Below are 12,754 nucleotides of genomic sequence, written 5' to 3' on the forward strand. Positions count from 1 at the left end.
GGCAGTGAAGACAGTCGAACGACCATCGTGGCGGCGACAGCAAAGCTGTGCGCGCTGGTTCGTTCGGGCGACGACGGGATTTCTCCGCGGAAAGCAGAGGCGCGCGTCAGGTCGGCGGTCGGTGCAGCATGTCTGTGTCCTTCTTCGACCCACCGTCGAATGGCATGGTTTTCGGACTTCGGCCGGTCTCCTGGCTCGCGGACATTGTCCCGGTCGCCTTCCCGAGCGGCTTGAGGATGCCGTTCTCAGTGGCGGTGTGACCGGAAGCGGTCCGCTTACAGTTGCGGGGGCAGCCGCGGACTTGGCGATTGCTCGCCGCACCGCATTCCCGTTTCACCCTTCGAACGAAGGGCACCGAAGCGAGCGGCACCACAGCACGGCGACGCCACGGGCGCAAGATTGACAACAACCCGGAGCCGCCCTCTAAGACGAAGGTCCACCAAGCCGCGCTTTTCTTGGCCGCTCTCGAGCGGCCCTGGCGCATCATCTCGACCGGATTGACCGCATCTTGCTGTGGGATGTGACGGTGATAGGCGGCGGAATCGCCGGTCTTTGCGCTGCGATTGCCGCGCGCCGCAGCGGCGCTTCGGTCCGCCTGCTCGAAGCGGCACCGCGGCCCCTACGCGGCGGCAACGCGCGCCACGGCCGCAATTTCCGGCTGACGCACGAGACGCCACTGGCCTATGTCCCTGATCGCTACACAGCGCATGAACTGCGCGCCGAGCTACGCAGCGTCACGGGCGACGGCACCGACCAAGTGCTGACGGAGCTGCTGATCGAACGCGCGCGCAGCATCGCCGGTTGGCTGATCGACCACGGCGTGCACCTGCAGTCGCCCGGCACCGGGGTGATGCCGTACTCCCGCCGCACCGCGTTTCCGCTCGGCGGCGGCAAAGCGATGATCAACGCGCTGTACACTGCGGCTAAGCGGCTCGGCATCGTCATCAGTTACGACAGCGAAGTCAGGTCGCTTCTGCGCAACGACGACGATGGCTGGACGATCAGTGTGCGAAGCGCAGCGACCGATCGCGCAATCAGCACGCGCAGCGTCGTCGTCTGTGCCGGTGGCCCGGGGGCCGACCCCGCCTGGTTGCGCGAAAATTTCGGCAGCGCCGCCGACGGCTGGATGGTCCGCGGCACGCCATATTCGGACGGTCGCTTGCTCGATCTGCTGATCGCAGCCGGGGGCTGTGCAATCGGCGATCCGACCACCTGTCATGCGGTCCCGGTCGATGCGCGCGGACCGCAATTCGACGGCGGCATCGTCACACGGATCACATCGATTCCGCTCGGCCTCGTCGTCGATCGATCCGGTGCTCGCATCGACGTCGCAGGGGCCGGATCGCAGCCGACCCACTATGCCAAATGGGGACCAAGGATCGCCGCCTGCCCCGGTCAAATTGCTTTCCTGGTGCTCGATGCAGCGGGTCTGGCCCGCGCTGCGCCATCCGCGCTAGCGCCGGTCACTGCGCCGAACCTCGGGGAACTAGCTGCCGCGCTGCAGATCGATCCCACCGCTCTGTTGCAAAGCATTGAGGACTTCAATGCCGCCCCGGCCAACGCCGCGCGCACCATCGCGGAGCCACCATTTGCCGCCTATCCAATGCGGCCGGGGCTGACCTTCGTGCACTACGGCATCAAGGTGGATGCAACGATGCGGGTGGTCCAGACCGACGGGCGCCGTCACGACGATCTGTTCGCGGCCGGCATGATCATGGCCGCGAATGTGCTGCGCCGGGGCTATCTCGCCGGGCTAGGCATCACCCTATCGGCAGTGTTCGGCCAGATCGCCGGCGAGGAGGCCGCGCGCCATGTCCGCGGGTGATCCGATCTCAGAGGCCGAGCGCGTGCTGCGGATCTGTAGCGCCTGCATGTATTGCGATGGGCTCTGCCCGGTGTTTCCAGCGATCGACGGCAAGCACGGCTTCAGCCTGACCGACGTCAGCTACCTGTCGAACCTGTGCCACAACTGCCAGGGCTGCTGGCATGATTGCCAGTACACACCACCACATCCGTTCGCCGTCAATCTGCCGGCGACGTTCGCCGAACTGCGGCAGCGCTCCTATGCAGACCATTTGTGGCCGCCCGCGCTTGGGCGCGTCTTTCGCGCCTCATCGCTCGCAGTACCCGCCACCGTCGCGCTCGCGCTGCTGATCACCTTTGGCCTCGTACTGGGCACGGACTCATCGGCAACCTTGCTAACCGCCCACGCGGGCGAAGGCGCGTTCTATCGCGTGCTGCCGTGGCCGGCGATGGCCGGACTCGCGGGCGGCACCTTCGCCTGGGCGGTGATCGCGGTCACGCTGGCGACGCTGCGATACTGGCATACGATCGCGCCGGGGATGACGGTCCGCGAGATCGTCCGCGCGCTGCCCGCTGCCCTCTCCGACATCATCACGCTGCGCCATCTCGGCGGCGGCGGTCCCGGCTGCCACAACCATGATGAGCGCACCTCGCAGCGGCGACGGATCTTACACCATCTGACCGCCGGCGGCTTCGTGCTCAGCGGCCTGTCGACAATCGTGGCCGCCACTTATCATCATCTGCTCGGCGTCGTAGCGCCCTACCCGGTCGTCAGCCTGCCGGTGATGCTCGGGCTCGTCGGCGGCGTGACGATGACCGTCGGCGCGGTGGGACTGCTGGCATTGGAAGCGCGGGCCGACCACGAGCCGAGCGATCGCGGCGAGACTAGGCTGAACGTCGCTTTTCTCATCCTGCTGGCCCTCGTCGGCGCCAGTGGGCTCGCGGTGCTCGGCTTCCGCAGCACGCTGGCGATGGGGCTACTGCTCACCACCCATCTCGGGCTGGTGTTCGGCCTGTTCGCCGCGCTGCCGTTCAGCAAAGCGCTGCACGCGCCGTTCCGGGCGGCGGCGCTGCTGCGTGCGGCGATCGATAGCCGCCGCAGCTCGTTGGCGCGAGCCCCGGAGGCCTCGGGCGATACGCCTTGATCCCGATCAAGCTGGCGCGAATTTGATGACGGCTCTTGGCGGCCAGTTGCCAATGATGGTCGATTGACAGTTTGCCGTTTCCGTCCCAAACATCCCGCGCCGACGGTGTCCTGTCCTCGGACAGGACGAAGAGGGAATATCGGAAGATCGCTGCCCGCGGTCGAGCCGAAGCTGCCCCCGCAACTGTAAACGGTTAGCCGACGCAACACGCCACTGGAGATATTCCGGGAAGGCTGCATCGGCGAAGACCCGTGAGCCAGGAGACCTGCCGTCGCCTGCTATGTTGACGTCGTTTCGGGCGGGGTGCCCCGGGATGTCTTTCGGCGGTCCGGAGTGCAGGTCCGTTCGCCGGTTTTGAGCCATCGCCCGCGATGGCCAACCGACGAGATTCGGCGCGATGCCGCCCACTGCGCTCCATCCCGGTGTCTCCGCCGGTTCTCAGCTGTCGCTTCGGCCAGCCGCCGCCGAAATCGTGGTGCTGTCGCCCTGCGCCGCGACGCTGGCGGATTTCGCTCAGTCATGGCCCGGCGGACCGCCCCGGTTGCACACCAGCGATCTCGCCTCTTTCGCCGCGCACGCGTGCGAGCGCTCCCTCGATTCGTCGCTGCCGCGCGCAATCCTGATCGTGCTGCCGGATCAGGCGCATTCCGACCGTGAAGCCGTCGAACCGACCACCGCGTTCGCCGGCAGCCGGCGGATGGCCTTCGCGGTCCTAAGCGCTCGAGAGCAGCCCGACGTTCCAAGCGAACTGATCACCAACCTGCCGCCGACCACGCTTCGTCGCCTCAATAGGCTGTACGCGCAGCGCGCCGGCCATGCCGCACGCGCCATCCTGATGCAGTTCGCCCTCGCCGCGGGGCTCAGCATCTCCGCGATGGAGACTTCAAGCGGCAGCGCAGTCGCCGACACAGAGCAGCCCCCATCCCTTCTCCCCGAGCTGATCGAGGACGCCGCCCGATGACTTACGCTTACGAAAAGGACGGCGACGCGATCTATCGTCAGTCGTTCTCCATTATCCGCGCTGAAGCCGCGCTCGATCGGTTCACGCGCGACGAGGAGAAGATCGCGGTGCGCATCATTCACGCCAGCGGCATGGTCGAGGTTGCGGACGACATCGCGTTCACGCCCGGCTTTGTATCGGCCGGTCGCGCCGCGCTGCAGGCCGGCGCGCCGATCCTGTGCGACGCGCAGATGGTCGCCAACGGCGTCACCCGCAAGCGGCTGCCGGCCGACAACGAAGTGATCTGCACGCTGAGCCATCCTGGTGTTCCGGCCCTCGCCGCAAAGCTCGGCACCACCCGATCGGCCGCCGCGCTCGAACTGTGGCGCGACCGGATGCAGGGCGCTGTGGTGGCGATCGGCAATGCGCCGACCGCGCTGTTCCGCCTGCTCGAAATTCTCGCCGAGCCCGGCGCACCGCTGCCCGCTGCCATTATCGGCATCCCAGTCGGCTTCGTCGGCGCGGCCGAATCCAAGGACGCACTGCTGACGGACTCGCCGTCGCCTTGCGTGATCGTGCGCGGCCGGCGCGGCGGCAGCGCGATGACGGCTGCGGCGATCAACGCGCTGGCGAGCGAACGCGAATGAGCGCGCCGACAGTTTACGGCGTCGGCGTCGGCCCCGGCGCGCCCGACCTGATGAGCGTCCGCGCCGCGCGGCTGGTCGGCGCCGCCAAGGTGGTCGCGTACTTCCGCAAAGCCGGACGCCCCGGCCACGCGCGCCGCATCGCCGACGGTCTGTTGGCGGACGGTGTGATCGAAGAGCCGATGGACTATCCGGTGACGACCGAGATTGCGCTCGACGATCCGGCCTATGCGGCGACGCTGCGCAGCTTCTACGAACAATGCGTCGCGCGGCTCGCCGAACACATCGCGCAAGGCCGCGACGTCGTCGTGCTGTGTGAAGGCGATCCGTTCCTGTACGGCTCGTTCATGCATCTGCACAGCCGGCTGGCGCCGCGCGTGCCTGTCGAAGTCGTGCCCGGCATCTCGGGCATGGCGGCGTGCTGGACCGCGAGCGGAACGCCGATCACTTATGGTGATGACGTGCTCTGCGTGGTGCCGGCGACGCTCGGGCCGGCGCGACTGAAGGCGGCGCTCGCCGCTGGCGATGCGATCGTGATCATGAAGCTCGGCCGCAATTTGCCCAAGGTACGCCGCGCGCTCGACGACGCCGGCCTGCTCGATCGCGCGATCTATGTCGAGCGCGGCGCGATGGACGATCAGGTGGTGATGCCGCTCGCCGACAAGACCACCGACGACGCCCCCTACTTCTCGATCGTGCTGGTTCACGGACAAGGGCGACGGCCATGACCGGATCTGTGGTGGTTGCCGGCCTTGGGCCCGGCGCGCAAGAACTGATCACGCCCGAAGTCAGCGCAGCACTGGCACGCGCCACCGACATCGTCGGCTACGCGCCCTATGTGGCGCGCGTCGCCGAACGCGACGGCTTGCAGCGGCACGCTTCCGATAATCGCGAGGAGCTCGATCGTGCCGGCTTCGCGCTGCGGCTGGCAGGTGACGGCCGGCATGTTGTGATCGTCTCCTCCGGCGATCCCGGCGTGTTCGCGATGGCGGCGGCGCTGTTCGAAGCGATCGAGGCCGGCGATGCAGCTTGGCGGGAGCTCGACATTCGCGTGCTTCCCGGCATCAGCGCAATGTTCGCCGCTGCAGCGCGGATCGGTGCGCCGCTCGGCCACGATTTCTGCGCGATCAACCTGTCGGACAATCTCAAGCCGTGGGAAACGGTCGAGAAGCGTCTGCGCGCGGCGGCCGAAGCCGACTTTGTGATCGCGCTGTACAACCCGATCTCGAAAGCGCGGCCCTGGCAGCTCGGCCGCGCGTTTGAGCTATTGCGCAGCATCCATCCGGCATCCGTGCCGGTGATCTTTGCGACTGCCGTCAGCGATCCGCGCGAGCGCATCGACGTGATGCCGCTCGGCGATGCTGTGCCGCAACGCGCCGACATGCGCACGCTGGTGATGATCGGCTCATCGCAGACCAGAATCATTCCGCGCAGCAGCGGCACCGCTTTCGTCTACACCCCGCGGTTCTCCGGAGCGCTGTCGTGACCGAGCCAGGCCATCACGTCGGCGACCATTGGGACACAGCACCGATCCGGCACCGCGGGCCGCTTCACCATGATCACTGGCAGCCCGAGTTCGCGCGCCGCGGTGATCTTGGCGACGGCCGCGTCGCCGCCGGCGTTCTTGGCGACGACGATCTCGGTGCGGTGCGCCTGCAGCAGCGCGCGGTCGCCGCCGAGATCGAACGGTCCACGTGCCACCACGATATCGACGTTCGGCAACGGCAGCGGCCCGCGCGGTGGATCGACCAGCCGCACCAGATAAGCGTGCTGCGGCTGCGCCGCGAACAGTTCGAGGTTCTGGCGGCCGATGCCGAGAAACACCCGCCGCGGCGCAGCGCCAAGCGCGCCGACGGCCTGATCGAGATCATCGACTTCGATCCATCGATCGCCAGTGGTGGCCTGCCACGCCGGCCGTTCCAGCGCGAGCAGCGGCACACCGGCTTCGGCGCAGGCGATCACCGCATGGCGGCTCATCTGCGCCGCGAATGGATGCGTCGCATCGACAACGCGTTCGATCCGCTCGGCGCGCAAGTAATCGACCAGACCGCTGATGCCGCCGAAGCCTCCGACGCGAAACGGAATCGGCGGCGGCTTCGGGTGATCGGTACGGCCGGCGAACGACAGCACCGCATCGATGGCCGGCTCGGCGGCGATCGCCCTGGCGAGCGCCGAGGCATCGGCGGTGCCGCCGAGGATCAATACGCGCGAGCGATGCGATGAAGGGAGCGTCATGATCACCAGCGATGACACGACGCGGCCCTGGCTGTCCATCGTCGGAATCGGTGAGGACGGCCTCGACGGGCTGTCGGCGCGCGCACGGGCGCTGCTCGAAGCAGCCGAGCTGATCGTCGGCGGCGATCGTCACCTCGGCCTCGTCACCGCGTTGAACAAGCCCAGCCTGCCCTGGCGCGTGCCGTTCTCGGCCTCATTGCCCGAGGTGCTGGCGCAGCGCGGCCGCCGCGTCGTCGTGCTTTGCTCCGGCGATCCGTTCTGGCACGGCGCCGGCGCGGTACTGGCCGATCATCTCGCGCCCAAGGAATGGACCGCCGTCCCGGCGCCATCAACCTTTGCGTGGGCTGCGGCGCGGCTCGGCTGGCGCCTGGAGGACACGGTGACGCTCGGCCTGCACGCGCGGCCGGTCACGACGCTGCGCCCGCATCTCCGCCCCGAGGCGCGGCTGATCGTGCTGGTGCGCGACGGCGCGGCGGTCGGCGAGATCGCCGGCTATCTGGCGGCGAACGGCTTCGGCGCGTCCGAACTCACCGTGCTCGAAGCGCTTGGCGGACCGCGCGAACGCGTGCGGTGGACCACCGCGTCGATCTTCGCCTTCCCCGACGTCACCGCGCCGGTGGCGCTCGGCATCACCGCCGTGGCCGAGCCGGACGCCGTGATCCTGCCGGGCGTCAGCGGCCTGCCGGACGAGCTATTTCAACACGACGGCCAGCTCACCAAGCGCGAGGTCCGCGCCGTGACGCTGTCGACGCTGGCGCCGCGGGGCCATGAGTTGCTGTGGGACATCGGCGCCGGCGCCGGCTCGATCGGAATCGAATGGCTGCTGGCGGCGCGCAACAATCGCGCGATCGGGATCGAGACGCACGCCGACCGGCTCGCCACCGCGCGCGCCAATGCCGAGGCGCTCGGCGTGCCGCAGCTCGATCTGAGGCTCGGCGCCGCGCCCGAGGCGCTCGCCGGTCTCCCCACGCCCGACGCGGTGTTCATCGGCGGCGGCGCCAGCCGCCCGGGCGTGATGAATGCGGTGTGGCAGGCGCTGCCCCCCGGCGGCCGGCTGGTGGTCAATGCGGTGACGTTGGAGACCGAGGCGCGGCTGATCGACTGGCATCACCGTCACGGCGGCGAGCTGCTGCGGCTCGGCGTCGAGCGCGCCGCGCCGGTCGGCGGCCTCACCGGATGGCGCGCGGCAATGCCGGTGGTGCAATGGAGCGTCCGCAAATGACCGCGGTCGTGATCGGCATCGGCTTCCGCGCCGTCACCCCAGCGTCGTCGATCATCGATGTGATCGAGACCGCGCGCCGCGCCGCCGCCCCGCACCAACCATCCGCGCTAGCGACTGCAGCGGACAAAGCCGATCACAGCAGCTTGCGCGAGGCCTCGACAGCAACGGCTCTCCCCGTCTTGCCGGTCGAGACGGCTGCGCTCGAACAAGCCGCCGCACGTATTACGACGTCGTCTGCCGTGGTCGCACATCACCGCGGCGTCGGCAGCGTCTGCGAGGCCGCGGCGCTCGCCGCCGCCGGACCGACGGCGCGGCTGATCGTATCCCGTTTGATCTCACAGGATCGCCTCGCGACGGCCGCGGTGGCGGTCGAGGAGCCGTTGGCATGACCGTCCACTTCATCGGCGCCGGCCCCGGCGCGCCCGATCTGATCACCGTGCGCGGTCGCGACCTGGTGATGCGCTGCCCCGTGTGCCTCTATGCTGGCTCATTAGTCCCGCGCGAAATCGTGGCGCTGTGCCCGAAGGACGCACGCGTGGTGGACACCGCACCGCTCGATCTCGACGCCATCACGGCTGAGTTCGTTGCCGCTGCCGAAGCCGGCCACGACGTCGCCCGGCTACATTCCGGCGACCTTTCGGTATGGAGCGCGATGGGCGAACAGATCCGCCGCCTGGAGCAGCACGGCATCCCCTACACCGTCACGCCCGGCGTGCCGTCGTTCGCGGCGGCGGCCGCCGTGCTCGGCCGCGAACTGACGTTGCCGGAAGTCGCACAGACCGTAGTGCTGACGCGCACCTCCGGCCGCGCCTCGGCAATGCCGCCGCGCGAGACGTTGGAAGCCTTCGCCGCCACCGGCGCCACGCTGGCGATCCATCTGTCGATCCACATCCTTGCCGACGTCGTCGAACGGCTGCGTCCGCATTACGGCGACGACAGCGCGGTCGCCGTAGTGGTGCGCGCGAGCTGGCCGGAACAGCAAGTGATCCGCGGCACGCTCGGCTCGATCGCCGCGCAGGTCGCTGCCGAAGGCATCGACCGCACCGCGTTGATCCTGGTCGGGCCATCGCTCGCCGCGACCGATTTCCGCGAGAGCTCGCTGTACGCGCCCGACTACGATCGCCGCTATCGCCGCTCGGCGGAGGACGGCCGTGACCGTGACTGATGACGTCGTAACAACGGCGACGAACAGCCGTCCGCCAGGACTGATCATCGCGGCGCCATCGACCAATAGCGGCAAGACCACAGTGACGCTGGCGCTGCATGCGGCACTGCGCCGCCGCGGCCTCACCGTGCAGCCGTACAAATGCGGGCCCGATTACATCGACCCGGCGTTTCACGAGATCGCCGCCGGCAGGCCTTGCTACAATCTGGATTCCTGGGCGTTCGGCCAAGACCGCATCACGTTTCTGCTCGATGCCGCCGCGGGCGCAGACCTCTGCCTCGCCGAGGGCGTGATGGGGCTGTTCGACGGCGGCAGCGCGGTCGGCGCGTGGGGTAACGGCGCCACCGCCGATATCGCCGCGTTCACCGGCTGGCCGGTCGTGCTGGTGATCGACGTCGCGGGCCAGGCGCAATCGGCCGCCGCGCTGGCGCTCGGCTTCGCCCGCTATCGCAGCGACGTCCGCATCGCCGGCATCATCCTCAACAACGTCGCGAGCCCGCGCCATGAAACGCTGGTCCGCGACGGTTTCACCGCGCACGACATTCCGGTGCTGGGCAGCTTCGAGCGCCAGCGCGATCTCACGCTGAAGAACCGCCATCTCGGCTTGGTGCAGGCACGCGAGACCGCGAGGCTCGACACCCGCCTGCAGCAGCTCGCCGACAGCGCCATGCGGGGCATCGATCTCGATGCGGTGATCCGCGCCGCGCAACCGGCAGATCCTATTGCATCGACGATCCGTCCGCTGGCGCCGCCGGGTCAGCGCATCGCGCTGGCGCACGACGACGCATTCTCCTTCATCTATCCGCACCTCACCGCCGGCTGGCGCGCCGCCGGCGCCGAGATCGTGCCGTTCTCGCCGTTGAACGACGAAGGCCCCGATCCGTCGTGCGATGCCGCGTGGCTGCCGGGCGGCTATCCCGAGCTACACGCCGGGCGACTTGCGGCAGCAACGCGGTTCAAAGCGGCGCTCGGCGCGTTTTCAGAAACCCGCCCAGTGCACGGCGAGTGCGGCGGCTACATGACACTTGGCACAGGTCTCATCGATGCCGACGGCACGCGCCACGCGATGGCGGGGCTACTCGGCCTTGAGACCGACTTCGCAAGCCGCAAGCTGCATCTCGGCTATCGCCTCGCGACTTTACAGGCCGCCGCCGCCGGCCATGCCGCGGGTAGCATGCTGCGCGGCCATGAATATCACTACGCCCGCGTCGTCACCGTGGCGGACGAGCCGCTTGCCGAGATCCGCGATCCTGCCGGCCAACTCACTGATGAGACCGGTAGTCGTCGCGGCCACGTCACCGGCACCTTCTTCCATCTGATCGATGTCGCCGAGGAGGCGATCGCCTGATGTCCAACTCTTTCGAAAGCGCCGCTGCACCCGGCCGCATCACACTGGTCGGCGCCGGCCCGGGCGATGCCGACCTGCTGACACTGCGCGCGATCAAGCGACTGCAGGCCGCAGACGTCGTGCTATACGACGACCTCGCTGGCGAAGACTTCATGGCCTATCTCGATCCCAACGCCGAGATGGTCGCGGTCGGCAAGCGCGCCGGCCATCCCTCGCCGCGCCAGGACGAAGTCAGCCGCCTCGCGATCAGCTACGCGCTCCGCGGCAAGCACGTGGTGCGGCTGAAGGCCGGCGATCCGACGCTGTTCGCCCGCGCCGACGAAGAGCTGCGCGCCGCGCGCGAGGCCGGCATTGCGGTCGAGATCGTGCCTGGTATCACCACGGCGACCGCCGCTGCGGCCACGATCGGCGCATCGCTGACCAAGCGCGGCATCGCGCGCCGGGTGCAGTTCGTCACCGGCCACGATGTCGACGGCCGCCTGCCGCGCGATCTCGACCTCGCAGCGCTGGCCGACGCCACCGCAACAACCTGCGTCTATATGGGCAAGGCCACCTTCCCGGCCCTCGTGGCGCAACTGATCGCCCGCGGCCTGAGCGCCACGACGCCGGCCGTGATGGTCGAAAGCCTCGGCTCCGACGCGACCACCGTGCAGCGTGGTAGCGTCAGCGAAATTGCCGCCCGCCTCACCGCCGATCGGCCGTCCGGCCCCTGCATGATTTTGTACGGCGCCGCGCTGGAGGAGAGCTGATCGCCAGCACGCGACCGGCGACGACAACGCGTTCACTGCCGCGGCGCGGCCGCCGCAACGCCTCGGCGCTGGCTGATCTGCTCGATCGCGTCGGATAGTCGATCGAGCGCAACCGGCAGCATCGCGCCGCCGCAGACCGTGAGCTGATCGGGAACAACGATCCGTCGGCTCGCCGGATAGGCCTGCTGGATCGCGGGATGCAGTAGCAGAGCCTTGCCCTGATCTTCAGCCACCGGCTGCTCTTCAGATACGAGTAACAGGTCCGGCCGCGATGCGACGATCGCTTCGAGCGAGGCGAAGCCGCCATAAGCGAAACCAAGATCGGACGCCGCATTCGACAGGCCAGCGGTCTGCAGCAACGAGCTGAGCAGACTATCGCCGCCGGTCACCCAGGCGCGCCGCGATAGCGCCAGCACCCGGCCCTGCCACCGCGAGGCGGTGCGCCGTGCCCGCTCCGCGGCCTGATCAATCGACGCGATCATCGCCTCCGAGCGCTCCGGATGACCGACCAGCGCGCCGACTCGTCGGATCTGCAGTTTCACCTCGTCGATCGTCCGCGGCACGTCGAACTCTTCCACTGGAATATTCTGCGCGCGCAGCAGCTCGCGCGTGGCGCGCTTGCCATAGCGGCCGGCCAGCACCACGTCGGGCGCGAGCATCAAAAGATCCTCAGCTTCACCTGACAGCCTCGGAAATCGCTCAGCCTCCTTGGCGAGCCACGACAGCCTCGGATCACGCGCATACGGTCCGAGGCCAGCGATCTGGTCGGCATCAGCCAGGGCGATCAGCAACTGATCGGTGCACATGTTGATCGAGGCGATCCGCTTGGAGGCGGCGAACGCTGGCGAGGCCAGCAAACCAACCGCGGCGACCACCAGCAACAAGCGGGAACGCCAGCGGGGCGCACGCCGGTCACGCAAGGCGACGGGCGGCCGAACGCCGCAATGCGGCGCAATTGTTCTGTTCAAGACGACATCCTCCGCCGGCCCATCGCCGAACGAGTTGCACACCATGCACCGGCCGGTCTCCTGGCTCGCGGATATCCGTCGCGTCCGCCTTCCCGGCCAGTTCGGCCAGTGGCATTCGAGGACGCTCCGATCCGCCCACAGTTGCGAGGGCAGCTGCGGCATTGGGGCATCGCCCCGCACCGCATTCCCGTTTCACCTCTCTCAGCGAAAGGCACCGGTACACGTCTGGGTTAAGCACGTCGCCCAGCCCGCGGCAAGACGACGATCTTCCGCAGCCCCCCAACAAGCAAAAGCCGGGAGGTGCGGTCAGGCACCACCCGGCTTGTTGATCTTGACGTCGTCGCGTCGCGGGAGCGCTTACTTTCGCATCGGCGTGGTTGCGCCCGACTGGCCGTCCGAGCTCGGCGTCGTCGAATTGGTCGCGCCGTGCGAGCTGCCCGAGCCTTGACCACCACGATCGGAGTTCGACGGGCCGCCACCGCCCGCGCCGCCGCCAGCCGCACCACCGGCACCCGCGCCTGCACCACCTCCTGCG

13 protein-coding genes and 3 riboswitches are annotated in these 12,754 nt (G+C 68.6%); of the genes, 11 read left to right on the top strand and 2 right to left on the bottom strand.

Going from position 1 to position 12,754, the window contains the following annotated elements; all coding sequences use genetic code 11:
* Positions 1-163: 163 nt before the first annotated feature.
* Positions 164-374, bottom strand: a riboswitch (cobalamin riboswitch).
* 146 nt (positions 375-520) lie between these two features.
* From tcuA to cobJ, 6 genes are all read left to right on the top strand, one after another.
* Positions 521-1,825, top strand: coding sequence for an FAD-dependent tricarballylate dehydrogenase TcuA (tcuA, locus tag DY467_RS12055; protein ID WP_164636308.1), 1,305 nt, complete (start codon positions 521-523; stop codon positions 1,823-1,825).
* The gene (gene tcuB / locus DY467_RS12060; RefSeq protein WP_164636281.1) at positions 1,812-2,948 is read left to right on the top strand and encodes a tricarballylate utilization 4Fe-4S protein TcuB; all 1,137 of its coding nucleotides are present in this window, start codon (positions 1,812-1,814) and stop codon (positions 2,946-2,948) included. Before tcuA ends, tcuB begins: the two co-directional genes overlap by 14 nt.
* Positions 2,949-3,035: 87 nt before the next feature.
* A riboswitch (cobalamin riboswitch) is annotated at positions 3,036-3,235 on the top strand.
* 110 nt (positions 3,236-3,345) lie between these two features.
* A complete protein-coding gene (locus DY467_RS12065; RefSeq protein WP_164636283.1) occupies positions 3,346-3,909 on the top strand; it encodes a hypothetical protein in 564 nt (187 codons plus the stop codon).
* On the top strand, positions 3,906-4,535 hold the full coding sequence (locus DY467_RS12070) for a precorrin-8X methylmutase (RefSeq protein ID WP_164636285.1): 630 nt from the start codon (positions 3,906-3,908) through the stop codon (positions 4,533-4,535). Before DY467_RS12065 ends, DY467_RS12070 begins: the two co-directional genes overlap by 4 nt.
* The gene (locus DY467_RS12075) at positions 4,532-5,260 is read left to right on the top strand and encodes a precorrin-2 C(20)-methyltransferase (RefSeq protein ID WP_164636287.1); all 729 of its coding nucleotides are present in this window, start codon (positions 4,532-4,534) and stop codon (positions 5,258-5,260) included. Before DY467_RS12070 ends, DY467_RS12075 begins: the two co-directional genes overlap by 4 nt.
* A complete protein-coding gene (gene cobJ, locus DY467_RS12080) occupies positions 5,257-6,018 on the top strand; it encodes a precorrin-3B C(17)-methyltransferase (protein ID WP_164636289.1) in 762 nt (253 codons plus the stop codon). Before DY467_RS12075 ends, cobJ begins: the two co-directional genes overlap by 4 nt.
* Here the strand turns inward: cobJ and DY467_RS12085 are convergent.
* Complete coding sequence (locus tag DY467_RS12085) at positions 5,985-6,767, bottom strand: cobalt-precorrin-6A reductase (protein WP_205502311.1); 783 nt, start codon at positions 6,765-6,767, stop codon at positions 5,985-5,987. The two genes, cobJ and DY467_RS12085, sit on opposite strands and share 34 nt — an antisense overlap.
* Here DY467_RS12085 and cbiE point away from each other — a divergent pair.
* Genes cbiE through cobA form a run of 5 tightly spaced genes read left to right on the top strand, consistent with a single transcriptional unit; the run spans position 6,766 to position 11,251 of the window.
* On the top strand, positions 6,766-7,989 hold the full coding sequence (gene cbiE, locus DY467_RS12090; protein WP_164636291.1) for a precorrin-6y C5,15-methyltransferase (decarboxylating) subunit CbiE: 1,224 nt from the start codon (positions 6,766-6,768) through the stop codon (positions 7,987-7,989). The genes DY467_RS12085 and cbiE overlap by 2 nt on opposite strands.
* Positions 7,986-8,378 (top strand): cobalamin biosynthesis protein, encoded by a 393-nt coding sequence (locus tag DY467_RS12095; protein ID WP_164636292.1) that lies wholly within the window; start codon positions 7,986-7,988, stop codon positions 8,376-8,378. The genes cbiE and DY467_RS12095 overlap by 4 nt, the downstream gene beginning before the upstream one ends.
* Positions 8,375-9,154: a precorrin-4 C(11)-methyltransferase gene (gene cobM, locus DY467_RS12100; protein ID WP_164636294.1), complete on the top strand. Its 780-nt coding sequence runs from the start codon at positions 8,375-8,377 to the stop codon at positions 9,152-9,154. Before DY467_RS12095 ends, cobM begins: the two co-directional genes overlap by 4 nt.
* Positions 9,141-10,502 carry a cobyrinic acid a,c-diamide synthase CobB gene (locus tag DY467_RS12105; protein WP_164636295.1) on the top strand — a complete coding sequence of 454 codons (1,362 nt, stop codon included), beginning with the start codon at positions 9,141-9,143 and terminating at the stop codon, positions 10,500-10,502. The genes cobM and DY467_RS12105 overlap by 14 nt, the downstream gene beginning before the upstream one ends.
* Positions 10,502-11,251 (top strand): uroporphyrinogen-III C-methyltransferase, encoded by a 750-nt coding sequence (gene cobA / locus DY467_RS12110; protein ID WP_164636297.1) that lies wholly within the window; start codon positions 10,502-10,504, stop codon positions 11,249-11,251. The genes DY467_RS12105 and cobA overlap by 1 nt, the downstream gene beginning before the upstream one ends.
* A gap of 32 nt (positions 11,252-11,283) precedes the next feature.
* On the opposite strand, the gene DY467_RS12115 is transcribed toward cobA, so the two are convergent.
* Positions 11,284-12,219 (bottom strand): ABC transporter substrate-binding protein, encoded by a 936-nt coding sequence (locus DY467_RS12115; protein ID WP_164636298.1) that lies wholly within the window; start codon positions 12,217-12,219, stop codon positions 11,284-11,286.
* A 33-nt stretch (positions 12,220-12,252) separates the two neighbouring features.
* Positions 12,253-12,453, bottom strand: a riboswitch (cobalamin riboswitch).
* Positions 12,454-12,754: the final 301 nt, after the last annotated feature.

The sequence above is a fragment of the Rhodopseudomonas sp. BR0G17 genome (assembly GCF_010907025.1).
Classification (GTDB): Bacteria; Pseudomonadota; Alphaproteobacteria; order Rhizobiales; family Xanthobacteraceae; genus Rhodopseudomonas; species Rhodopseudomonas palustris_H.

Bases quoted from the DNA above. Each gene is read 5' to 3' on its own strand.
- cobJ (WP_164636289.1), top strand. From the start codon at position 5,257: ATGACCGGATCTGTGGTGGTTGCCGGCCTTGGGCCCGGCGCGCAAGAA.
- cbiE (WP_164636291.1), top strand. From the start codon at position 6,766: ATGATCACCAGCGATGACACGACGCGGCCCTGGCTGTCCATCGTCGGA.
- DY467_RS12065 (WP_164636283.1), top strand. From the start codon at position 3,346: ATGCCGCCCACTGCGCTCCATCCCGGTGTCTCCGCCGGTTCTCAGCTG.
- DY467_RS12085 (WP_205502311.1), bottom strand. From the start codon at position 6,767: ATGACGCTCCCTTCATCGCATCGCTCGCGCGTATTGATCCTCGGCGGC.
- cobM (WP_164636294.1), top strand. From the start codon at position 8,375: ATGACCGTCCACTTCATCGGCGCCGGCCCCGGCGCGCCCGATCTGATC.
- DY467_RS12095 (WP_164636292.1), top strand. From the start codon at position 7,986: ATGACCGCGGTCGTGATCGGCATCGGCTTCCGCGCCGTCACCCCAGCG.
- DY467_RS12075 (WP_164636287.1), top strand. From the start codon at position 4,532: ATGAGCGCGCCGACAGTTTACGGCGTCGGCGTCGGCCCCGGCGCGCCC.
- cobA (WP_164636297.1), top strand. From the start codon at position 10,502: ATGTCCAACTCTTTCGAAAGCGCCGCTGCACCCGGCCGCATCACACTG.
- tcuB (WP_164636281.1), top strand. From the start codon at position 1,812: ATGTCCGCGGGTGATCCGATCTCAGAGGCCGAGCGCGTGCTGCGGATC.
- DY467_RS12070 (WP_164636285.1), top strand. From the start codon at position 3,906: ATGACTTACGCTTACGAAAAGGACGGCGACGCGATCTATCGTCAGTCG.